Source organism: Brucella sp. (assembly GCF_032066345.1).
Taxonomy (GTDB): domain Bacteria; phylum Pseudomonadota; class Alphaproteobacteria; order Rhizobiales; family Rhizobiaceae; genus Brucella; species Brucella pseudogrignonensis.
Genome location: NZ_DAMBKZ010000002.1, coordinates 420,190 through 441,832 on the forward strand (window position 1 = coordinate 420,190; position 21,643 = coordinate 441,832).

Consider the following 21,643-nt stretch of genomic DNA (forward strand, 5'->3'; position numbering starts at 1 on the left):
GAAGGCTGATGGGCGCTTATATTTTACGCCGCCTGCTTTTGATGATCCCGACCATTCTCGGCATCATGGCCATATCCTTCGCCGTTGTTCAGTTTGCTCCCGGCGGGCCTGTTGAGCGCGTGATTGCACAGCTTTCCGGTCAGGGCGGCGATGCACTCGACCGTCTTTCGGGCGGTGGCGGTGATTTCGGCCAGAACAACCTAGACAGTGGTTCATCCAACTCGAAATATCGCGGTGCGCAGGGGCTCGACCCACAGTTCATTGCCGATCTTGAAAAGCAGTTCGGCTTCGATAAGCCTCCCCTCGAGCGCTTCGGACAGATGCTCTGGAACTATATGCGCTTCGATTTTGGTCGCAGCTATTTTCGCGACATCAGCGTGATCGACCTCATCAAAGAGAAAATGCCGGTTTCCATCTCGCTCGGACTGTGGCTCACCTTCCTGTCCTATCTGATCTCTATCCCGCTTGGCATTCGCAAGGCGATCAAGGAAGGCACCCGCTTCGACACATGGACCAGCGCCATCATCATCGTCGGCTATGCTATTCCGAGCTTCCTGTTCGCCATCCTGCTGATCGTGCTTTTCGCTGGTGGATCATTCTTCGACTGGTTCCCGCTGCGTGGCCTCACCTCGTCTGATTTTGCGCAAATGTCGATATGGGGAAAGATCGGCGATTATCTTTGGCACATGGTTTTGCCCGTGACGGCGCTTGTGCTTTCGGCCTTTGCCACCACAACGCTTCTGACCAAGAACTCGTTTCTGGAAGAAATCCGCAAACAATATGTGACCACGGCACGCGCCAAGGGACTGACCGAACATCAGGTGCTTTACCGCCATGTGTTCCGCAATGCCATGCTGATCGTAATTGCTGGTTTTCCGGGCGCCTTCATCTCGGCATTCTTCACTGGCTCACTGCTGATCGAAACGATCTTCTCGCTCGATGGTCTGGGGCTTCTTGGCTATCAGTCGATCATCAACCGCGATTATCCGGTAGTGTTTGCCAGCCTGTTTATTTTCTCGCTGATCGGGCTTCTGGTCGGGCTTTTGTCTGATCTTATGTACACATGGATTGATCCGCGCATCGACTTTGACCGGAGGGACGTGTGATGACAGACGCCACTCTTTCCCCTCAGGCCAAGCCGGTAAAGCGCCCGTTTCTTTCGCCGCTCAATCGTCGTCGCTGGCAGAATTTCAAAGCCAACAAGCGCGGATACTGGTCGCTGTGGATTTTCCTCGTGCTTCTTGTTGCAGCGATCTGTTCCGAGTTTATCGCTAACGACCGCCCTATCCTCGTTTCCTACAAAGGTGAGCTGCTCACGCCGGTTTTTGTCGATTATCCGGAAGAAAAATTCGGAGGCTTTTACGCCGTCACCGATTACCGCGACCCGGTTATTCAGGATGAAATCAAGAATAATGGCTGGGCAATCTGGCCACCCGTTCGGTATTCCTACAACACCGTCAACAACGAGATTCCAGAAGCAGCACCTTCAAAGCCTACATGGCTTTATACGGCAGAACAGCGTTGCCAGCGTTACCCGGACGGTATCAACGACCCGAACTGCATCGTCGGCAATTGGAACTGGCTCGGCACTGATGATCAGGCACGCGATGTCTTTGCCCGCGCGCTTTATGGCTTCCGCATCTCGGTGATGTTCGGTCTGATCCTCACCTTCTTCTCCGCCATCATCGGCGTGACAGCTGGTGCTGTGCAGGGCTATTTCGGCGGTTGGGTCGATCTTATCTTCCAGCGCGTGATCGAAATCTGGTCTTCGATTCCAGTGCTTTATCTGCTGCTGATTATCGCTGCGATATTACCGCCCGGATTCTGGGTATTGCTGGGCATTATGCTGCTTTTCTCATGGGTCGCCTTTGTTGGCGTGGTGCGTGCTGAATTCCTGCGTGCCAGAAACTTTGAATATGTGAATGCGGCCCGCGCACTTGGCGTGAAGAATGGCACAATCATGTGGCGACATCTTTTGCCCAACGCGATGGTGGCAACGCTTACCTTCCTGCCGTTCATTCTCAATGGTTCGATCACGACGCTGACAGCGCTCGACTTCCTTGGCTTCGGTTTGCCGCCAGGCTCGGCCTCGCTTGGCGAATTGCTTGCGCAGGGCAAGAACAATCTTCAAGCCCCATGGCTTGGCATTACAGGCTTTGTGGTTATCTCGGTCATGCTGTCGCTGTTGATCTTCATCGGCGAGGCTACCCGTGACGCATTTGATCCACGAAAGGCATTTCAATGAGTGGGTCGATGAATAAGCCTTTGCTTTCCGTCCGCGATCTTTCCGTCGCCTTCCGCCAGAATGGTGAAGAACGCATTTCCGTGGACCGCGTTTCCTTCGATATCGCCGAAGGTGAAACAGTTGCACTGGTTGGTGAGTCTGGTTCCGGCAAGTCCGTTTCAGCACTCTCCATCCTGAAGCTTTTGCCCTATCCGGCTGCGAGCCACCCATCCGGGGAAATTCTCTTCAACGGCAAAGACCTGATGAAGGCTTCCGAACCGGAGTTGCGGCGCGTGCGTGGCAATGATGTCACCATGATCTTTCAGGAGCCGATGACCTCGCTTAATCCGTTGCATACGGTGGAGCGACAGATCGGTGAAATTCTGAAGATGCATCAGGGCATGAGCGATCAGGCAGCGCGCAAGCGGACGCTGGAATTGCTGGAAGAAGTGGGCATCCGTGAGCCGGAAAAACGCCTGCAATCCTTTCCACATCAGCTTTCGGGTGGCCAGCGCCAGCGCGTGATGATTGCCATGGCGCTTGCCAACAAGCCAAAGCTGCTGATCGCTGATGAGCCAACCACAGCACTCGACGTCACGGTGCAGGCGCAAATCCTGAAGCTTCTTGCAGACCTAAAAGAAGCACAGGGCATGTCGATGCTATTCATCACCCATGACCTCGGCATCGTTCGCAAAATCGCCGACCGGGTTTGTGTGATGAGCAAGGGCAAGATTGTCGAGACCGGGCCGACCAAGGAAATCTTCGATAATCCGCAACACGAATATACCAAGCATCTGCTTGCCGCAGAGCCAAAGGGCGAGCCGCCACTGGCCGATCTCTCTGCCAAGACGGTGATGGAAGGCAAGGATGTACGCGTCTGGTTCCCGATCAAGAAGGGGTTCCTGCGTAAGACAGTCGATCATGTGAAGGCCGTAGATGGCATTGATGTGGAACTGCGCGCGGGACAGACGCTGGGTGTCGTGGGTGAATCTGGCTCCGGCAAGACAACACTTGGGCTGGCCCTGTCGCGCATGATCTCATCGAAGGGCGAAATCCGCTTCGACGGACGCGATATTGCGAAGTTCAGCTTTAAGGATATGCGCCCGCTCCGCCGTGAAATGCAGATCGTCTTTCAGGACCCGTTCGGCTCATTGAGCCCGCGGATGACCATCGCAGATATTATCGCTGAAGGTCTGCTGGTGCATGAGCCGAAGCTTTCCGCTGATGATCGCGACGAGCGCGTTGTGTCCGCACTCAAAGAAGTGAACCTCGACCCTGAAAGTCGCTTTCGTTACCCGCACGAGTTTTCCGGCGGCCAGCGCCAACGCATCGCTATTGCACGCGCCATGGTGCTCAATCCGAAATTCGTAATGCTGGATGAGCCAACCTCAGCGCTCGACATGAGCGTGCAGGCGCAGGTGGTGGATCTTTTGCGCGCATTGCAGAAGAAGCATGATCTCGCTTATCTTTTCATAAGCCACGATCTGAAAGTGGTGCGGGCACTGGCCAATGATGTGCTGGTGATGCGCAATGGCAAGGCAGTCGAATATGGAACGTCAAAGGAAGTCTTTGCCAATCCAAAAACGGATTATACCAAGGCATTGATGGCAGCAGCCTTTCACATGGAGGCAACCACTTTGGGAGGAGTGAAACAATGAGCAAAAGCGGCAATATCTTACTCTCCGTGACCAATTGGGACCCGGCCATCTGGATCGACAGCTTCAAGGCACATGCGCCTGAACGCAATGTCGTGACAGAACGTACAGAAAATGATCCAAGCATCGAATACGCGCTTGTCTGGAAGCAAAAGCCCGGTTCGCTGACCAATCTTCCAAATCTCAAAGTGATATTCTCACTGGGGGCTGGCGTCGATCATGTCTTTCATGATCCGCATATTCCGGACGTACCTCTGGTACGGGTCATTTCAGATGATCTCACCATGCGCATGACCGAGTATGTGGTTTGGCAGGTGCTTGACCATCATCGCCTTGGCGCAAGCTATCGCAAGCAGCAGAAGAATCGCGTCTGGCACGAAGACCCACGCCAGCCAGCAGCCCATGAAGTGACTGTCGGCATTATGGGATTGGGTGTCTTGGGCCGTGATGCAGCAGAAAAGCTCAAAGCGATTGGTTTCAATGTTACCGGATGGAGTCGCCGTCCGCAGGAGATCGACGGCGTTCAGACCTTCAACGGCAAGGAAGGCTTTACACGCTTCCTCAAGACTGCCGATATCTTCGTCTGTCTTCTGCCTTTGACGCCGGACACCAAGGGCATTCTGTCCATGACGATGTTTGCGCAATTGAAAAGCGACGGCCCGCTTGGCGCGCCTGTGCTGATCAACGCAGGTCGTGGTGGCTTGCAGAACGAAGCTGATGTTCTTGCCGCTCTTGATCGTGGCCTGCTTTCGGCAGTCACGCTTGATGTGTTCAACCAGGAACCGCTGCCCACTGATAGCCCGCTCTGGACGCATCCGAAGGTAACTATCACGCCACATGCGGCTGCAAGCTCCTCGGCAACCGCAATTGTTCCGCAGATTATCCGCCAGATCGAAGCGTTTGAACGCGACGGAACGCTCGAAAACGTGGTTGACCGCGCCACGCAATATTAGGCGCTGATCGAAATATTCCCATTCTCGCCGACCGTCACCCGATGGCCGGCGAGTTTCTTTTGTTTCTCCCGGTCAAACTCGACTGCGATAGGAACATCATGTCCCATCTCGCGTGCAACAATAAGCCCGAGAAGCAGGATCGCATCAGGTTCATGCAATATGATTGCGGCCGGTGCCAAACCGGCATGAACCAGCTCGAGCAGTACTGCTGCGGCTGATGACGAGCCGATCGTTCCCGGTAAACACAAAACATAGCCCGAAATACTCTGCCCGTGCTCCGGATGGCGGACATCGGCAATCCGTCCGGTTTTGGGGTCAACTCCGCCCCAGAAGCTGATAGGAGCCGACAAAACCAGTGCCTGAGCTTCTGTTGCTTTCCCAGCGACCAGAACCGATGACATATAATTGGAGGTAATCATGCGGCCTGCCTCACAAATATAGGTCGACCAGCGACAGCACTTTCAACGCACTCCTCAAGCGAACCATACAACACGTCATAGCCGGTATTACCCGGTGCATAATGCGCGAACTTGCCGGAATTGGTCATCAGAACCGCGTCATCCTTTGTGGGCATGATCGGCGTCACCACGACACAAGTATCCGCTACGATGACAACGCCTGCCTTTTCAAGCATCGCTCTGCGTCCGTTCTTTTCGAGCTCAACAAGGGCATGTCGCCCGGTGCAGGCATAAAGCGGCACGGCAAGCTTCCGACCCGCGATTGCACGTTCGAGCCTGTCAAACTCAGTGATCGACAGATGCGGACTGCCAATCGCCACCGCATCAATTGAATCCGCATGATCGACGGTCGACAGACGTTTGCGGGTGGCTTCGATCATTTCCTGTGTCACATGAATGATGCCGTCTGGCTTTTGATGCTGCAGGGCTGTTTCAAGGTCGGGAGCTTCGGGGGTCACACCCGCGACGTGGAAAAGGCCAACGGACCCCACCGAGGCTGCCGCAGCTCCAAAGGCCTTCAGCGCATCTTCATCCGGACGCATTCCCGCGCCAGCCACAACACCGATATTTGTGCCAACGCTCCGGCCAAACAGATTGCCAAGAATCGGCCACGCGACCTCTGACTGAAGGAAAGCAGGGTCAATTGCGGAAATATCGAGAATAACCGTCGCTCGACGATTCTCGTTTCGATGAAGACCATAATCAGGTGCGCGTCCGGCAATAGCGCAAGCTATATCCAGAAAATCGCCGTAGCGGTTTGTCCTGGCACCAAGCACGGAATTGCAGAACACAACGGCGTTCGATTCACCCCATGCAACGTCTGTTCCCTTTGCGGGACGATGTCCGGCCTGATACGGCGCGCAGGTCCATGTCGGCTCGCATCCCAGCTTGATATAAGCCCGCATCATGCGTCTGGCCATGTCGGCCTCATGTTGCGGCAACAAATTGCGGGAACAGCCGGTGAGATCAATGGATCCCACATTAAGGGTGGCACGCACTTTGGTTCTGGCACAGCCATCAACCAGTCGTTCAGCGAACAGCGTACCGCTATCGCCGTGATAAAGCGCACCATCAATATGTGCAGACGCGATCGGGATGAGGCGCGATGCCCCCATCAAACGCGCTGTTTCGGCTACGATGCGCATGGCCATCGCAGCCCCTTGTCCCTGTTCCCCGGCAGCTATCGACTGCTCTTCATGGGTTAATGTCAGTGCCACGCGAGATCTCCTTACGCATGGTTATCGATGTCGTTCTTGTAAATCCGGGATGGCATGTCTCGGCTACTTTGCGATAGCCGAGCCTACCGAAAACAATGTGATTGCGTTCAAGCTCGATACGCACTTGCAGTTCCATTACAGGTTTGCCGCGCGTGACTGCCTGCTGCTCGACCTTCGCCATGAGCTGACGTGCAATACCCCGGCCTTCAAAGGCAGGTGCGACAGCAAGCTTGCCGAGATAAAAATGATTTTCTTTCTCAGCGATGAACACACAACCAGCCAAAGCATCACCGATGAACACTGCAAAGCCGGTTTCGACGACTGCCTTTCCTTGAAGAGCCTTTATCGTCAGATGATGCGCAGACGATGGCGGATCGATTATGCCATCCATGTAAGCGAAACTGTCCTGAATGAGCTTCAAAAGTTCGTCCCAGTGACCAAAATCCGCGTCGATGGATGTCATGCGAAATTCCGTCATTTGGGTCTGCGTGCCTTGTATCGGATTGTTTCAAAACGCACGTTCAATGCGTTGTAAAGCAGGAGCCTTCCGACCAGCGGTTCGCCAATGCCCGTTATGAGCTTGATGACTTCCATGGCCTGCAAACTGCCGATCACGCCCGGCAATACACCGAGAACTCCGGCCTCTGCACAGGTTGGCACCGCACCCGGCGGCGGCATATCCGGAAACAGATCACGATAGGAAGGATTAGGCTCTCCATCTGCGCCCTTTGCATAAGGCATAAGCACAGTGACGGTGCCGTCAAAGCGCCCCATTGCGCCTGAGACCAGTGGTCGCTCTGCCAAAGCGCTTGCGTCTGCGAGTGCATAACGTGTCGCAAAGTTATCAGAACCATCAACAACAACATCATATTGGCTGATCAGGGCTTGCGCATTCTCATTGTTGAGGCGCAAGGCATGGCCTTCGATCTTCACATGCGGATTGATACGAGCAATCGAAGCCGTCGCACTTGCAACCTTGCTCTGACCAACGCTCTCAGTGTCGTGGATTACCTGTCTCTGCAGGTTCGACAACGACACCGTATCGTCATCGACAAGGCCAAGTATTCCGATACCAGCTGCGGCCAGATATTGCAGAACCGGGGCACCGAGTCCGCCAGCTCCCACCACGAGCACACGGGCAGCTTTCAGCTGCTGCTGTCCAGGCCCGCCGATTTCCGGCAGCACGATATGGCGCGCATAGCGCTCTAATTCTTCAGATGAAAAAGGCTTTGATGGTGCGTTCATGATGCATAAACATAGGCCCGTTAAGGTCATCTGTCAGCGGATATTTTGTCTCAAAGTCTGGTGAGTTCGCCCCCAGCAACATTGAAAAACTGCGCGTCCCCTTCAAGAGCTTCAAACAGTGAATGGTCGGTGCCGGTCATGAAAGCCTGTCCGCCAAGATCATCGAGAATACCAAATAAAGCCGCGCGGCGTCCGGTATCGAGATGGGCCGCGATTTCATCAAGCAACAAAATCGGTGCCATGCCCGAAAGCTCGCCCGTCAGCCTTGCATGAGCCAGAATAAGCCCGATCAGCAGTGCTTTCTGCTCGCCGGTGGAGCAAAGGGCAGCGGGCATGGATTTTGGCCGATGCTGCACAATCAGATCCGTGCGATGTGGACCTTCAAGCGTGCGCCCTGCAGCGCGATCCCGGGCACGACCGTCTCGCATTGTACGACGAAAATCTTCTTCAAGATCAAGCGCTGCTTCGAGACCAATGCGCTGCTCAAGTGTTCCTTCAAGAAAGCAGTCTGCCTTGGGAAAAGGACCTTCAGCAGGCAGGCGTTCAATCATCGCAGCGATCAGCTGCATGGCCTCTGAGCGGGCCGCCGCAATGGCAATGCCAAGCTCAGCCATCTGGCTTTCAATCGCATCGAGCCACTGATTGTCGCTGTTACCGTCGCTCAGCAGCCGATTGCGCGAGCGCATGGCCTTCTCATAATCCAGCACGCGCTTGCCGTGGCTGGTATCGATTGCCAGCACCATGCGGTCAAGAAAGCGCCGCCTGTCTGAAGCGCCACCGGTAAATAGACCGTCCATCGACGGCACCACCCAGAGAATGCGCGCATAATCGAGAAGTTCGTCACCGGATGCAGCATTGCTATTGATGCGGACTTTGCGGCCGCCTTCACCACCGCCCGCTGTGCCGGTGCCGATTTCAGCATCACCGTAGATCATACAATCAAGCGAAGCATGAATGGCAAAGCCATCATGGCCGCTGGTGCGAGCCACGTCATCATAGGAAGCACGGCGCAGCCCCCTGCCCGGCGACAGAAAGGAAACGGCTTCAATGAGGTTGGTTTTGCCTGAACCGTTTTCACCTGTCAGCACCACATGGCCGGGACCAAGCGGGAGCGTGAGTTCCGTGTAGTTGCGGAAATCAGAAAGTTTAAGCCGCCGGACCGAGACTCGATCCGGACGGCTTATAATGGGTTCAAAAATGCTCACGGTCGGTTTTCAAATCCTAGACGCGCATAGGCATCAGAACATAGAGCACATCTTCATCGCCGGTATCGCGCACCAGCGTAGGAGAACCGGCATCAGCCAGCATGAAGACGGCATCGGAACCGGAAAGCTGGCTGGTGATGTCGAGCAGATATTTCGAGTTGAAACCGATATCGATCGGATCAGCATCGTAATCGGCAGCCAGTTCATCGGTCGCACTTCCCGAATCGGGATTGTTGACCGTCAGCGTCAACTGACCATCAGCGATCGAAAGCTTGACCGCACGGCCGCGCTCACTGGAAATCGTGGAAACACGATCAACAGAAGCGGCAAATTCCTGACGGCTGATGGTGAGCTTCTTGTCATTGCCCGAAGGAATCACGCGCTGGTAATCCGGGAATGTACCATCGATGAGCTTGGAGGTCAGAACCACCGAGCCAACGGTGAAGCGGATTTTTGCGTCAGAAAGTTCAACCGAAACAACCGTATCCGGAGCATCAACGAGCTTCTGGAGTTCAGCAACCGTCTTGCGCGGAATAATGATGCCCGGCATACCTTCAGTGCCAGAAGGGGCTTCGAGTTCAGCGCGTGCCAGACGATGGCCATCGGTTGCAACGGCACGCAACTTCAAAGCACCATCGCTTTCAATGGCGTGGAAATAAATGCCGTTGAGGTAATAACGGGTTTCTTCCGTCGAGATCGCAAACTGGGTGCGATCAATCAGGCGTTTCAGAGCCTGTGCATCGATGCGGAATGAATGGGTGAAAGCGCCGGCAGTCAGTTCCGGAAAATCGGACTGTGGCAGCGACTGCAGACGGAAAGAGGATTTTCCGGAAATCACCGAAATCGAGCCGCCATCCGGATTGGTGGACAGCATCACTTCAGCGCCATCCGGCAGTTTGCGCACGATATCATAAAGAAGATGTGCCGGAACCGTGGTGGCACCAGCCTGCTCGACCATGGCTGCGGTTGCTTCATTGACCTCAAGATCAAGGTCCGTAGCCTTCAGCGCGAGGCTGGCGCCCTCTGCCTGCAAAAGCACGTTCGACAGGATAGGAATCGTGTTGCGGCGTTCGACAACGCGATGCACATGATTGAGGGATTTAAGAAGGTTCGACCGTTCCAGGGTTACACGCATATTGAAACGCACTCGCTCTCTAGGACTGGGCAACCGCGCAACGGGCAGACGCCCCTATCAGTAAGGCGCTTGTGGCGCCCGAAGGTTTGCTAAAGTGGCAGATTTTTGAGACGAAAAGCAAGCCCGCGCCACGTCGCAAATCGACACGGCGCGGGCTTTTTAACTAATTTCTGTCGATCAGGCTGCCTGATCGTTGATCAGACGCTTGAGAAGCTCAAGTTCCTGCGCCAGCTTGGTGTCAGCACCGACCAGATCTTCGATCTTGCGAACCGCATGAAGAACCGTCGTATGGTCGCGACCGCCAAAACGACGACCGATTTCCGGCAGCGAACGTGGCGTCAGCATCTTGGCAAGATACATTGCAACCTGACGTGGCTTCACGATGGTACGTGTGCGGCGATTGGAAAGCAGGTCCTGCTTCGACACATTGTAGTGACGAGCAACGATGCGCTGAATTTCTTCAATGCGGATGCGCTTTGGTTCGCCTACGCGTGTCAGGTGGCCAAGCAGTTCGTCAACGCGATCAATTGAGAGATTAGGCTCGAACGACTGGCGGAACAGAAGCTGGTTGAAGGCACCTTCCAGCTCACGACCCGATCCAGTGACCGTACGGGCGACATGAGCGAGGATATCGTCATCGATATTAAGGCTTGGATCTTCGACCTGAGCAGCTGTCAGACGGCGGCGCAGCATCTCGACGCGCATTTCGTAGTCTGGTGCAACAACTTCCAGAGCGACACCGCCCTGAAGACGCGAGCGCACGCGGACATCAAGCGATTCCAGTTCCGAAGGTGCGCGGTCGGCGGCAACAACAACCTGCTTAGCGCTATCGAGCAGCGTGTTGAGCAGATGGCAGAATTCATGCTGAATCGACTTACCCTGCAGGAACTGCATGTCATCGATGACGAGCAGGTCGATATCACGAAGCTGTTCCTTGAAGGAAAGAGCATTGTTGTCACGAATCGCTGTTGCAAAGCGCCACATGAAGTATTCAGCGGTCAGATAAACGACTCGGGCCTTTTCCTGACGCTGCAGCGCTGCTGCGGCAATTGCCTGCAGAAGGTGCGTCTTACCAAGGCCGACAGATGCATGGATGAAAAGCGGATTGAAGCGAACAGCGCTAGAACCTGCTTCTGCGATAGTGCGGGCGGCGGCAAGGGCTACACGGTTGGATGCACCATCAATGAAAGAATCAAATGTATAACGCGGGTCGAGTGGGGAGCCGAGAACGGCACCGGAAGCGGCAACCGATTCTGCAACAACTGCGGAACCGCGCTTTTCAGCACTTGGCTGGCCTACAGGGAAAGCCATCTTTTCGCGTGGGGCGACAGACAGTTTTGCTTCAATCGCGTCATTAGTATCCGCTGCTGGTGCTGCAGTACGAACGACTCTGCTCACGCCGCGCACAACGACTTCAACTTTGAGAATCTGCGGATTTTCTTCCTGCCAAAGCTCGGTCAGCAGTTCAGAATAATGATTGTTGATCCAAGAGCGGAGGAATGCGGTCGGAACCGACAGACGAACAACGCTTTTGGAGAGGTCATCGAGCTTGAGGCGACCAAACCAGCTTGAATAAATCTCGCTGCCGACGCGTGCCTTGAGCTTTGCAGTCAGACGCTCGAAAACGTCTTCGCCGACGTTGCTTTCAGCACTCACCACGAGGCTGTTTTCTTTTCCAGTAGCAGAAGATCCATGGATACGGTTCGCATGCGCATCATCACCCATCGTTGCCGTCGACTTACCAGTCATCATTGCCATCGTCTCGCCTGCCTTCACATTCCTACGCGCTAGTTTTACAGCGCTTGTCGTTATTTCCTGCATCGTGTCCGGTTTGGGGAACCGGAAACCCAGCTGGTACTCAATTCACACTGGTTCTTTCTAAGAACCGCACACAAACTCAAACCGTCCGCAATCGAACAACTGCTGCGGACAAACACCCAGATAACTCCTGTTGAGCTACTCGTTACGACTCATCAAATCCTTGCTCAAGGCTGATTGCCCGGATCGGAATTTGCCACAACCATTCAATTGCGAAGATGCGCCAAAAACAGCATTCCGGTTAATGAATGGTAAGCAATCACCAAAAGAGACAAACTTAATAAGAACAGGACCTTAAGACCAGAATTCAGCACCCGCGGACAAAGCTGCCCACGCCAATAAGACATCCTATTTAATGCTAACTCCGGGCCATTGGCCCACCCCTCTTATGGCTCTGACTTTAACGAAGCCTTACGGCAAAGAGCAAGCCTAAGATCTGCAGTTTTTTCTTCAAGAAAGACTTGCATGCCCTGTGCCCTCAAGCAGAGAATCGGTCGAGAGAGCAATAACGCCTTTGGATTCAATGCGTTTTGATTGACGGTTTTTTAGACGGGCACGATATGTTCTCCGACAAAATAATTTTTCAAAAAGTGGCTTGACTCAGAGGGGCTTCCGAGTCCTCCGCAGGGGCTGTGGATAACTGTGGATAAACACGCACAAGCTTTTGAAAATAATGAGGAATTCGCCGCATATATCTTTCGATTAGTTCTAAAACTATCTGCCTGATATGAAATATTGCTAAAAAAACATACTCATAGTTTCGAGGGTACGTTTCTTTAAAAAAGTTCCAAAAAAGAAAACCCGGCTAACAATGAGCCGGGTTTCGAAACCTAATTTTATAAATAGGTAGTATTAGGCGTTCAGAGCCTTAACGCGTGCAGCAAGGCGCGAAACCTTACGAGCAGCGGTATTCTTGTGAACGACGCCCTTTGAAGCAGCGCGCATCAGTTCAGGCTCGGCAGCCTTGAATGCAACCGATGCTGCTTCCTTGTCGCCGCTCAGGAGAGCGTCTTCAACCTTGCGGAGGAAGGTGCGAACGCGCGAACGACGGGACTTGTTGATTTCGGTGCGGGCAGCGATCTTGCGCACTGCCTTCTTGGCCGAAGGAGTATTGGCCATAAATGCCTCTCTTTTTTCTGTCAGCAGCCCACTGGATTTAACCGTCGGGCACAAAACCTCTAGGGCAGCCATAATGCCTAGGGCCGCCGATCCGTGGCGGGCTTATAGATCAGCTTTGCCTTCGCGTCAACGAGGATTCTGATCTCAAAGCGCGTCAGAAGGCCGGATATGCGGCCTTCTTGCCGAATTTCAGGCAGTCGAGGCAGCTATAGCGCCTCAATTGCCCTTCCCACCCTCTTCACATCAGCGATTCTTGAACGATGGCGTGCGCTTGTCGATAAACGCAGACATGCCTTCTTTCTGATCTTCCGTGGCAAACAGCGAATGAAACAGGCGTCGCTCAAAACGCAGGCCTTCATCAAGTGTAGTCTCATAAGAACGGTTGACCGATTCTTTGACCATTTGCACGGATGGCTGCGAGAAAGAGGCAATACGCTCGGCAGCTTTCAAAGCTTCTTCAATCAGCTCTTCCGGTGCAACAAGACGCGAAACAAGGCCGCAACGTTCGGCTTCTTCAGCGCCCATCATGCGTCCGGTCAGACACATATCCATCGCCTTCGACTTGCCAACAAAGCGCGTGAGGCGCTGAGAGCCGCCCATACCTGGCATTACGCCCAACGTAATTTCCGGTTGGCCGAATTTGGCATTGGTGGCTGCGATAATGAAATCGCACATCATGGCAAGCTCACAGCCGCCGCCCAACGCATAACCTGACACGGCTGCGATGATCGGCTTGCGGGTACGATCCACTTTCCGCCAATCTGCAAACATGTCCTGCAAATAGGCATCGACGAAGTTGATCGGCTGCATTTCCTTGATGTCGGCACCGGCCGCAAAGGCCTTTTCCGAGCCGGTAAGAACGATCGCACCGATTCTGCCATCGGTATCGAAGGCGGCCAGTGCTTCCGTCAGCTCCTTGAGTACTGTGCTGTTGAGTGCATTGAGCGCCTGCGGTCGGTTGAGACGGATGAGTCCCACGCCACCGCGCGTCTCCACAACGATCGTTTCATAAGCCATGAGAAAGCCTCTCCTCCTTGATCGGTTCATAGTGGCGGCCAAGTTGGACCGCCCGACTCACTTTGGCAAGGTCAGCTCAGAATCAACTTTGGCAGGAAGCGCAGAAAAAGGTCGAACGGCCTGCCTGCACGGCGCGTTCCACAACTCCGGTACAGCCCGGCGTACGGCACGGCTCTGCCTCGCGCCCATAAACGGAGAATGAATGCTGGAAGTAACCAAGCGCACCATCAGCCTGAATGTAGTCCTTCAGACTGGAGCCGCCAGCTGCAATCGCCTCGGCAATCACAGTGCGGATATCCTCAGCCAGCCGATCAAGAAGTTTCGCATCCTGGGCAATTGAACCTGCGGCACGCATCGGGGAAAGACGCGAGCGCCACAGCGCCTCGCAGACATATATATTGCCAAGCCCTGCGATGAGGCGCTGATCAAGCAAAGCCGATTTCAACGGCGTCTTGCGGCCTTCAAAGAGCGTTCCCAGCAATTCACCTGAAAGGCGATTGCCTGTGGGCTCTACGCCCAGGCCTTTCAGAAAGGGATGTTCATCCAATGTGCCCTTCTCCGCAAAGAGCATGAATCCAAACCGGCGCGGGTCATTATAGATGACGCGTGCGGTTGACCCATTTCCCCGCAAGAGATGGAAAACGACATGGTCATGTTTGGCGATTTTGGACCGCTCGTGATGAAAGCCGCCCGGCATTCCTTCCGCATCATCTGCTTCAATCCGAAACGAACCGGACATGCCAAGATGGCTGATAATCGAAAGTCCATCGTCGAGATGTATCGTGAGATATTTTGCGCGCCGACCGAGCGCGTCGATGTTGCGTCCGGACAGACGCTCAACAAAGTGATCGGGAAAAGGGAAACGGAGATCAGGCCTGTTCTGCTCAATCCGTTCGATTTTCGCGCCTTCCATGAAAGGCTGCAAACCGCGGCGAACCGTTTCGACCTCAGGTAATTCAGGCATTTTTCATCTTTCGGGCGGGAAAAGAAACAAGCTGTCACGACCATATAATGCCGCTCGGCTGCATTTGCCATCCGTTAACCCAAACCAGATCGAAGTAGGACCCGACCTATATTAACGTTTTATTTTCCTTGTTTCTTAAACTCATCACAATTGCCAGGCACTAAAAAGAACCCCAACGAGATTTCAGCTCAGGGTAAGTAACATGCCGGCTTTGATGACGCGCTTTTTTAAAAACAGATCGGGTGCAGCGATGATCGAATGCACACTCATCGGTGCGCTTGCCGTTATCGCCGTCATTAGTGGCATGGCGCTTTTCGCTGGAAAGCCTGCTTCCGCTTTTGATTACAAGGCCGCACAGATCCAGATGACTGAACGAAACTAAGTTGTCTCTCTTCATGCAGAATTGAATAGCCACCCTGTTCACGCAGGGTGGCTATTTGTTTATTGATTGAGCCAGAAATTCTAATCGCCGAGGAATGTCATGACCGTTGAGATCGTAGCCGCAAAATCAGCAGACAGCCGCCCAATCTGGTTCATCGGAAAGAATAAGACCGAGCAGACGGCGCTGACATCCGATGTTCAGGCCTGGGCCAAGGCCAATGATTTTAACGGGGAATCCGGTCGTATTCTGGTACTTCCCGGCAAAGACGGCACGATTGCCGGAGCTCTGTTTGGCACAGGTGATGACGACCAGGGCGGTCAGTCGCAATTGCTCGCCGGAAAATTGGCGCGCGGCCTCCCCGAAGGCGACTGGCATCTCGAAAATAAGCCAGACCACGCAGAACTGGTAACTCTCGCCTTCTTGATGGGCGGCTATAGCTTCACGCGCTATCGCAAGGGCAGCGACAAAACTATCCGTCTGGCGGTGCCGGCAGGCGTCAACGCCACTGAAACACAGCATATTGCCGACGCCGTAACGCTTGCACGCGATCTTATCAACACGCCGACCAATGACATGGGACCAGATGCTCTGGAACAGGCTGCGCGCGATCTCGCTTCCAGGAATGGCGCAAAGGTCAGCACGATTGAAGGCGATGCGCTGCTGAAACAAAACTTCCCGATGATCCATGCGGTTGGTCGCGCAGGCAGCATTGCGCCGCGCCTCATTGATCTCACTTGGGGCAAGGATAGTGATCCTAAGATCACCCTTGTCGGCAAGGGTGTATGTTTCGACACTGGCGGTCTCGATATCAAGCCAGCGAGCGGCATGTTGCTCATGAAGAAGGATATGGGCGGCGCTGCCAATGTGCTGGGCCTTGCGTCGATCATCATGAATGCAAAACTCCCGGTTCGACTGCGCGTTCTTATCCCGGCAGTTGAAAACTCGATCGCGGGTAATGCATTCCGCCCAAGCGACATTCTGCAAAGCCGCAAGGGCTTGAGCGTCGAAATTGGCAATACCGATGCGGAAGGTCGTCTCGTTCTGGCCGATGCGCTGACGCTGGCCGACGAGGAAGAGCCGGAGCTCATCATCGATATGGCAACACTGACCGGTGCTGCGCGTGTGGCGCTTGGCCCTGATCTGCCGCCGTTCTATACCCATGACGATGCGCTTGCAGCAGCCATTGCTGAAAAGGCCGACGAGACGGCTGATCCGCTCTGGCGTATGCCGTTGTGGGCGCCCTATGCGCAAAAACTTTCATCGCGCGTGGCGGACATCAACAATGTTACGACTGACGGCTTTGCTGGATCTGTGACCGCTGCACTGTTCCTGAGCCGCTTTGTCGAAAAGGCGAAAAGCTGGGCACATTTCGATATTTATGGTTGGGTGCCGGTCGAAAAGCCTGCCTCGCCTGTCGGTGGTGAAGCGCAGGCCATTCGTGCGATCTATGCGCTTCTCAAGCATAAATATCCCGCAAAATGAAATGACTTGCCTGCAAAAAGAAAACGTCGTTGAATGATACGGGTCCGAAACAATCACCCGAAAATCGGTAGGATATGCCCGTTGAACTGAAGCCTTTGCAGGCACTGACATTGCTGAGAACGCTTTCACTGGCACAGGTGCAGGATGAAATGCCTGACCTGACCACGCGGCAAGCGGCTATCCTTCTGACAATTTATCTGGAAACACCCCCGCATACCGTGCGAGGGCTGGCAGCCAAGCTGAATGTTACAAAGCCGGTGATAACGCGTGCGCTCGACACGATGGGAACGCTCGATCTCGTATCCCGGCATCGTGATGAAAAAGATCGTAGAAATGTGCTAGTAAAGAGAACAGTCACTGGCGCACTTTATGTCGAAAGACTAGGCGATCTTGTGATCGCCAGAGCCAGGGAGTTACCATTGTGAGCATACTTGATCGCCGTTTGAACGCCTACCGTCCCGATCTCGCCGATGAACGGCTGAGTGGTCAGGTGGAAGCAGGTCGCTTTACGGCTGGCACGCTGATGCATGTTTCCGATTCGGTTGTCGACCTGCGCGCAGAACCACGTCCCGATAGCGGACCACAGACGCAGATCATCTTTGGCGACACGGTACGCGTTTTTGAAGAGCAGGACGGTTGGTGCTGGGTTCAGGCTGAACGCGACGGCTATACCGGATATGTCTCCGCAGCATCACTGGAGAAGCCGGTTGATGATGCGACGCATATGGTCATCGTTCCGCGCACATTCGTCTATCCCGGTAATGATCTTCGATTCCCGCATACAAAAGCATTGTCACTCGGTTCGCGCGTGCGAATCGTCGGCACCTCTGAAAAACGTGGCACCGAATATGCACTGCTTGAGAGCGGTGAAGCGTTGATTGCCAGGCATCTCGCGCCTTTGAGCGACCATGCCCACGATTTCGTTGCAATCGCCGAAACACTCCTGCATACGCCTTATCTCTGGGGTGGGACTTCAGGCTTCGGGATCGATTGCTCCGGTCTTGTCCAGCTTTCGATGTGGGTCGCAGGTCGCAAGGTCCTGCGCGATTCGGACATGCAGGAAAACACGCTCGGTGAAATCGTCGAACCCGACGCAGACTATTCCAATCTCAAGCGCGGCGATCTGGTCTTCTGGAAGGGTCATGTCGCAATTTGTGCCTCACCTGACATGCTGATCCATGCCAGCGGCCATACGATGACCGTAACGCTCGAGCCTCTCAAGGATGCAATCAAGCGCATCGCTTATCTCTATGACCTGCCGACTCTGATCAGAAGGCCCTGAGGACAGGGTATCTATCATGAAGGGAAGAACAACACTCCCACGATCAGCACTCTGGATGACTACACTCGGAATCTCAGCACTGCTCTTTGGGTTTGTTGCCTTCTTCCCGTCCGCCGTTTCTCTTGAAAGGGCAGCCCGTATGACTATTACTGCCTCACCAGCCAGCTTTGCCAGCGTTAACGGCATCGAAATGTACTACCGCGTTGTGGGCAAGGGACCGCCAATCCTGCTGATCCATGGCGGGCTTTCTGACCAGCATGTCTGGGATGCGCAGCTGCCTATTCTGGCGCGTGATCATATGGTGATTGTCGCAGACAGTCGTGGTCAGGGCCGCTCGACACGAACGATCGAACCCCTCACCTATGAGCTGATGGCAGATGATTATGTTGCCCTGCTCGACTATCTGCACGTCAACAAGGTCGATCTTGTTGGCTGGAGCGATGGCGGCATTATCGGCATCGATATTGCCATCCGCTATCCCGAGCGACTGAAAAGCCTGTTCGCACAGGCTGCAAACGTCACACCGGAAGGTTCAACCGGCTATGCGCTGGCGCGCGCCGAAGGAAAACCAATTCCCGAACTCCGCCACTACAGCAGCATCGACAAGGAAATTCATGCGCTTTGGGCGAATGAGCCGAATTATACCGCAGAAGACCTTTCAAAAATCGATGTTCGGACAGCAATCGTCATCGGCGACCGGGATACGGCAATTACCCGCGAACATACTGAGTTTATTGCGGATCATATACCCGGAGCGCAGCTGGTCATATTGCCCGATTCCGGTCATGGCGTTCCGGCTGAAAACCCGCGCCTTTATGCGAAAACGGTCCTGAAATTCATTGCGGGCAATAGGCTGGACGCACCGCTAACTGCCAGCAAATAATTAGATTCGGTTCGGCAACACACGGTCCGGTGGGCGATGTCCGTCGACAAAAGCCCTGATATTGATGATGACCTTGTCACCCATATCCACACGGCCTTCGATCGTTGCCGATCCCATATGCGGCAGAAGCACGACCTTGCCTTTTTCAGCAAGCGATAAAAGGCGCGGGTTGGCAGCTGGCTCATGTTCAAACACATCAAGCCCGGCTCCGGCAATATTGCCCTGCTCGATCAGTTCGACCAGCGCATTTTCATCAATGATCTGACCGCGCGCCGTGTTCACGAGATACGCGGTCGGCTGCATCAAAGCGATGCGGCGGGCCGAAAGCAGGTGAAAGGTTGCAGGCGTCGACGGGCAATTGACCGAGATGATATCCATGCGAGCCAGCATCTGATCGAGGCTGTCCCAGTAGGTCGCTTCAAGCTCTTCCTCAACCTGTGCGCTGACGCGCTTGCGGTTGTGATAATGGATAGACAGACCGAAAGCCTTGGCGCGGCGGGCAACGGCAGTGCCAATGCGACCCATGCCGACAATCCCCAGACGCTTGCCCCAGATGCGGCGCCCAAGCATCCAAGTCGGCGACCAGCCCGGCCATTCGCCGTCACGCTCATTAAGGACATTTGCGCCTTCAACCAGACGGCGTGGCACCATCAAAAGCAGTGCCAGCGTCATGTCGGCGGTGTCTTCGGTCAGCACATTGGGTGTGTTGGTGACGGTGATGCCGCGCTTTGCAGCTGCAGCTACATCGATATTGTCAACACCATTGCCGAAATTGGCGATCAATTTGAGATTGGGTCCGGCCTGTTCAATGGCTGCCGCATCGATCACATCGGTGATGCAAGGCACCAGAACATCGGCTTCTTTCATCGCAGCAATAATTTCCGGCTGCGACATGCGATGATCGTCAATATTCAGACGTGCGTCGAACAGTTCCCGCATTCGGGTTTCCACCGGGTCCGGAAGTTTCCGGGTAAGTACGACCAGCGGCTTCTTCTTGTTCGACATCTCCACCCCTTTTTCTTGAGCAGTGCCACCTGTGCAGGTCCATAAATTTCACAGGAAACCTGGCTCGCCGATTCTCATGTTGAGACCTCCTTAACCAAGAAGGTGCAATATGAGATATTGCTTCGGCTGCTCATCTCTAGCAAGGCGGCGCAGCAAAGACAAAGAAAAACAGAATCGCGAAAGCTGCCCTTGCGTCTCCGACGCCTCACCGGAAACCTGTGAGAAGACAAGCTTTTGCCTGACTTGTTTGAGAAGCAGAGGCGGAAGAACCGCACAATTTTATTTTTGCAGTTGCAGACGGAAACTCCCCATTCGTTGGAACTGCCGTGAAGTGACAGGACGGCGAGAGGTCAGATTTGTACCGAGTACTTTCGCAACGCTTTTTTATAGCAGCACTTGGCAGCATTGCCTTGCTGCTGGTTGTTGCGCCGCTAGGCGCATCGCATAACTATGCTGCAATGGCTCAAGCATCAGCAGGAACAACGCTGGGCGCAAGTGGCTTGCCTGTACCCCGTTTTGTCAGCCTCAAGCCGGCACGCGTCAATCTGCGCGTGGGTCCGGGGCGTGATTATGCCGTGTCATGGTTATTCATGAAATCCGGCCTGCCTGTCGAAATCATTCAGGAATACGATAACTGGCGCCGCATCCGCGATGCCGACGGCACGGAAGGCTGGGTCTATCAGTCTCTCCTGTCGGGCAAGCGCACGGCGATTACGGCACCATGGCTCAAGAACGATCAGGGCGCGATGATTACCATGCGCCGCGATCCGAGCGAAACATCGGGACTGTCGGCGGAAGTCGAGCCCAATGTTGTCGGCACAGTTCGCGAATGCAATGGCCAGTGGTGCCGGATGGATATTCAGGGTACGCGCGGCTGGATCAGGCAATCGGATCTTTGGGGCGTTTATCCGGATGAAGTGTTCGACTGACCCGGCACAGCGTCAGTCTTGACGTTGCATCATTCGTGAGGTTAGTTCTCACAGAACAAAACCAAGAAGGAGTTTTATGCGCAGAAGTTCAGTGTCTCCGTTTTAACGGATTTGGACCCATCCAACGGATGGGAATTTTGTGCATAGTTAAACTCTGGAATAATCATGAAAAACATGACGGTTATCATCCGCGCCTATCAGGCTGCGGACAAACAGACATTGTCTTCCATCTGGTATCGCGCCTCTTTGGAAGCACATGCGTTTCTAGGAAAAGACCTGCTACGCGATCAGCAGAAGCTTATCGAAGACGTCTATCTCGAAAAGGCAGAGACCTGGGTCGCCGTTATAAATGGTGAGCCGGTCGGGTTTATAGGCCTGTTGGATTGTTTCATCGGCGGACTCTTCGTTGATCCCTCCGCGCAAGGATATGGCATAGGCCGCCGCTTGCTCGACCATGCTCTGGCATTGAAAGGCGAACTCTCTCTCGAAGTCTATGCCGATAATAAAGGAGCCTGCCGTTTCTATCAGCGGCTCGGCTTTCAGGAAATCAGTCGTCGCGAAGAAGATGATAACGGGCTTCCGTTCGCCAATATCTGGATGCAGCTCAAAGCTTAGAAAACGCCTCCAATACGCCGTTTCACGCTTTTCAGAACGGGCTCTAATAAATAGC

At 54.2% G+C, this 21,643-nt stretch carries 22 protein-coding genes; 11 read left to right on the plus strand and 11 right to left on the minus strand.

Annotated features, from left to right (window positions below; all coding sequences use genetic code 11):
• Positions 1–8: 8 nt before the first annotated feature.
• From RT142_RS04480 to RT142_RS04495, 4 genes are read left to right on the plus strand one after another with little or no spacing between them, the layout of a single operon-like run.
• A complete protein-coding gene (locus RT142_RS04480) occupies positions 9–1,106 on the plus strand; it encodes a microcin C ABC transporter permease YejB (protein ID WP_112804556.1) in 1,098 nt (365 codons plus the stop codon).
• The gene (locus RT142_RS04485; protein ID WP_112804555.1) at positions 1,106–2,245 is read left to right on the plus strand and encodes an ABC transporter permease; all 1,140 of its coding nucleotides are present in this window, start codon (positions 1,106–1,108) and stop codon (positions 2,243–2,245) included. Before RT142_RS04480 ends, RT142_RS04485 begins: the two co-directional genes overlap by 1 nt.
• 8 nt (positions 2,246–2,253) lie before the next feature.
• Entirely contained in the window at positions 2,254–3,882 is a 1,629-nt protein-coding gene (locus tag RT142_RS04490; RefSeq protein ID WP_112804554.1) for an ABC transporter ATP-binding protein, read from the plus strand.
• A complete protein-coding gene (locus RT142_RS04495; RefSeq protein ID WP_112804553.1) occupies positions 3,879–4,832 on the plus strand; it encodes a 2-hydroxyacid dehydrogenase in 954 nt (317 codons plus the stop codon). Before RT142_RS04490 ends, RT142_RS04495 begins: the two co-directional genes overlap by 4 nt.
• Here the strand turns inward: RT142_RS04495 and RT142_RS04500 are convergent.
• From RT142_RS04500 to mutM, 10 genes are all read right to left on the minus strand, one after another.
• The gene (locus tag RT142_RS04500; protein WP_112804552.1) at positions 4,829–5,251 is read right to left on the minus strand and encodes an aconitase X swivel domain-containing protein; all 423 of its coding nucleotides are present in this window, start codon (positions 5,249–5,251) and stop codon (positions 4,829–4,831) included. The two genes, RT142_RS04495 and RT142_RS04500, sit on opposite strands and share 4 nt — an antisense overlap.
• Complete coding sequence (locus RT142_RS04505) at positions 5,248–6,507, minus strand: aconitase X catalytic domain-containing protein (protein WP_313027626.1); 1,260 nt, start codon at positions 6,505–6,507, stop codon at positions 5,248–5,250. Before RT142_RS04505 ends, RT142_RS04500 begins: the two co-directional genes overlap by 4 nt.
• The gene (locus RT142_RS04510; RefSeq protein ID WP_112804551.1) at positions 6,485–6,985 is read right to left on the minus strand and encodes a GNAT family N-acetyltransferase; all 501 of its coding nucleotides are present in this window, start codon (positions 6,983–6,985) and stop codon (positions 6,485–6,487) included. Before RT142_RS04510 ends, RT142_RS04505 begins: the two co-directional genes overlap by 23 nt.
• Positions 6,982–7,752 (minus strand): molybdopterin-synthase adenylyltransferase MoeB, encoded by a 771-nt coding sequence (locus RT142_RS04515; protein WP_112804550.1) that lies wholly within the window; start codon positions 7,750–7,752, stop codon positions 6,982–6,984. The genes RT142_RS04510 and RT142_RS04515 overlap by 4 nt, the downstream gene beginning before the upstream one ends.
• A 50-nt stretch (positions 7,753–7,802) precedes the next feature.
• Positions 7,803–8,957: a DNA replication/repair protein RecF gene (gene recF, locus RT142_RS04520; protein ID WP_112804549.1), complete on the minus strand. Its 1,155-nt coding sequence runs from the start codon at positions 8,955–8,957 to the stop codon at positions 7,803–7,805.
• A gap of 16 nt (positions 8,958–8,973) precedes the next feature.
• Entirely contained in the window at positions 8,974–10,092 is a 1,119-nt protein-coding gene (gene dnaN, locus RT142_RS04525; RefSeq protein WP_007872890.1) for a DNA polymerase III subunit beta, read from the minus strand.
• A 177-nt stretch (positions 10,093–10,269) separates the two neighbouring features.
• Positions 10,270–11,844, minus strand: coding sequence for a chromosomal replication initiator protein DnaA (dnaA, locus tag RT142_RS04530; RefSeq protein WP_105518001.1), 1,575 nt, complete (start codon positions 11,842–11,844; stop codon positions 10,270–10,272).
• A gap of 918 nt (positions 11,845–12,762) precedes the next feature.
• A complete protein-coding gene (gene rpsT, locus RT142_RS04535) occupies positions 12,763–13,029 on the minus strand; it encodes a 30S ribosomal protein S20 (protein WP_007872888.1) in 267 nt (88 codons plus the stop codon).
• Between the two features lie 243 nt (positions 13,030–13,272).
• The gene (locus RT142_RS04540; RefSeq protein WP_007872887.1) at positions 13,273–14,046 is read right to left on the minus strand and encodes an enoyl-CoA hydratase; all 774 of its coding nucleotides are present in this window, start codon (positions 14,044–14,046) and stop codon (positions 13,273–13,275) included.
• An 82-nt stretch (positions 14,047–14,128) separates the two neighbouring features.
• Complete coding sequence (gene mutM / locus RT142_RS04545) at positions 14,129–15,010, minus strand: bifunctional DNA-formamidopyrimidine glycosylase/DNA-(apurinic or apyrimidinic site) lyase (RefSeq protein WP_112804548.1); 882 nt, start codon at positions 15,008–15,010, stop codon at positions 14,129–14,131.
• A gap of 202 nt (positions 15,011–15,212) precedes the next feature.
• Here mutM and RT142_RS04550 point away from each other — a divergent pair, with 202 nt between their 5' ends.
• The 5 genes from RT142_RS04550 (at position 15,213) to RT142_RS04570 (ending at position 19,039) form a co-directional block, all read left to right on the plus strand.
• Positions 15,213–15,392 (plus strand): Flp family type IVb pilin, encoded by a 180-nt coding sequence (locus RT142_RS04550; RefSeq protein ID WP_007872884.1) that lies wholly within the window; start codon positions 15,213–15,215, stop codon positions 15,390–15,392.
• A 99-nt stretch (positions 15,393–15,491) separates the two neighbouring features.
• Entirely contained in the window at positions 15,492–16,874 is a 1,383-nt protein-coding gene (locus RT142_RS04555; protein WP_112804547.1) for a leucyl aminopeptidase family protein, read from the plus strand.
• A 74-nt stretch (positions 16,875–16,948) separates the two neighbouring features.
• The gene (locus RT142_RS04560) at positions 16,949–17,299 is read left to right on the plus strand and encodes a MarR family winged helix-turn-helix transcriptional regulator (RefSeq protein ID WP_007872881.1); all 351 of its coding nucleotides are present in this window, start codon (positions 16,949–16,951) and stop codon (positions 17,297–17,299) included.
• Positions 17,296–18,156: an NlpC/P60 family protein gene (locus RT142_RS04565; RefSeq protein ID WP_112804546.1), complete on the plus strand. Its 861-nt coding sequence runs from the start codon at positions 17,296–17,298 to the stop codon at positions 18,154–18,156. Before RT142_RS04560 ends, RT142_RS04565 begins: the two co-directional genes overlap by 4 nt.
• 16 nt (positions 18,157–18,172) lie before the next feature.
• Positions 18,173–19,039 carry an alpha/beta fold hydrolase gene (locus tag RT142_RS04570; protein ID WP_409558560.1) on the plus strand — a complete coding sequence of 289 codons (867 nt, stop codon included), beginning with the start codon at positions 18,173–18,175 and terminating at the stop codon, positions 19,037–19,039.
• Here RT142_RS04570 and RT142_RS04575 read toward each other — a convergent pair whose 3' ends face one another.
• Positions 19,040–20,044 (minus strand): D-glycerate dehydrogenase, encoded by a 1,005-nt coding sequence (locus RT142_RS04575; protein ID WP_313027638.1) that lies wholly within the window; start codon positions 20,042–20,044, stop codon positions 19,040–19,042.
• A 356-nt stretch (positions 20,045–20,400) separates the two neighbouring features.
• Here RT142_RS04575 and RT142_RS04580 point away from each other — a divergent pair, with 356 nt between their 5' ends.
• Complete coding sequence (locus RT142_RS04580) at positions 20,401–20,973, plus strand: SH3 domain-containing protein (RefSeq protein ID WP_112804544.1); 573 nt, start codon at positions 20,401–20,403, stop codon at positions 20,971–20,973.
• Positions 20,974–21,138: 165 nt separating this feature from the next.
• The gene (locus RT142_RS04585; RefSeq protein ID WP_112804543.1) at positions 21,139–21,588 is read left to right on the plus strand and encodes a GNAT family N-acetyltransferase; all 450 of its coding nucleotides are present in this window, start codon (positions 21,139–21,141) and stop codon (positions 21,586–21,588) included.
• The last annotated feature ends 55 nt before the right edge of the window (positions 21,589–21,643 follow it).

Excerpts from the sequence above, each read along its gene's own strand:
- RT142_RS04480 (WP_112804556.1), top strand. The coding sequence starts at position 9 with ATGGGCGCTTATATTTTACGCCGCCTGCTTTTGATGATCCCGACCATT.
- RT142_RS04485 (WP_112804555.1), top strand. The coding sequence starts at position 1,106 with ATGACAGACGCCACTCTTTCCCCTCAGGCCAAGCCGGTAAAGCGCCCG.
- RT142_RS04490 (WP_112804554.1), top strand. The coding sequence starts at position 2,254 with ATGAATAAGCCTTTGCTTTCCGTCCGCGATCTTTCCGTCGCCTTCCGC.
- RT142_RS04495 (WP_112804553.1), top strand. The coding sequence starts at position 3,879 with ATGAGCAAAAGCGGCAATATCTTACTCTCCGTGACCAATTGGGACCCG.
- RT142_RS04500 (WP_112804552.1), bottom strand. The coding sequence starts at position 5,251 with ATGATTACCTCCAATTATATGTCATCGGTTCTGGTCGCTGGGAAAGCA.
- RT142_RS04510 (WP_112804551.1), bottom strand. The coding sequence starts at position 6,985 with ATGACGGAATTTCGCATGACATCCATCGACGCGGATTTTGGTCACTGG.
- RT142_RS04515 (WP_112804550.1), bottom strand. The coding sequence starts at position 7,752 with ATGAACGCACCATCAAAGCCTTTTTCATCTGAAGAATTAGAGCGCTAT.
- dnaN (WP_007872890.1), bottom strand. The coding sequence starts at position 10,092 with ATGCGTGTAACCCTGGAACGGTCGAACCTTCTTAAATCCCTCAATCAT.
- dnaA (WP_105518001.1), bottom strand. The coding sequence starts at position 11,844 with ATGATGACTGGTAAGTCGACGGCAACGATGGGTGATGATGCGCATGCG.
- rpsT (WP_007872888.1), bottom strand. The coding sequence starts at position 13,029 with ATGGCCAATACTCCTTCGGCCAAGAAGGCAGTGCGCAAGATCGCTGCC.
- RT142_RS04540 (WP_007872887.1), bottom strand. The coding sequence starts at position 14,046 with ATGGCTTATGAAACGATCGTTGTGGAGACGCGCGGTGGCGTGGGACTC.
- mutM (WP_112804548.1), bottom strand. The coding sequence starts at position 15,010 with ATGCCTGAATTACCTGAGGTCGAAACGGTTCGCCGCGGTTTGCAGCCT.
- RT142_RS04550 (WP_007872884.1), top strand. The coding sequence starts at position 15,213 with ATGCCGGCTTTGATGACGCGCTTTTTTAAAAACAGATCGGGTGCAGCG.
- RT142_RS04555 (WP_112804547.1), top strand. The coding sequence starts at position 15,492 with ATGACCGTTGAGATCGTAGCCGCAAAATCAGCAGACAGCCGCCCAATC.
- RT142_RS04560 (WP_007872881.1), top strand. The coding sequence starts at position 16,949 with ATGCCCGTTGAACTGAAGCCTTTGCAGGCACTGACATTGCTGAGAACG.
- RT142_RS04570 (WP_409558560.1), top strand. The coding sequence starts at position 18,173 with ATGAAGGGAAGAACAACACTCCCACGATCAGCACTCTGGATGACTACA.
- RT142_RS04575 (WP_313027638.1), bottom strand. The coding sequence starts at position 20,044 with ATGTCGAACAAGAAGAAGCCGCTGGTCGTACTTACCCGGAAACTTCCG.
- RT142_RS04585 (WP_112804543.1), top strand. The coding sequence starts at position 21,139 with ATGAAAAACATGACGGTTATCATCCGCGCCTATCAGGCTGCGGACAAA.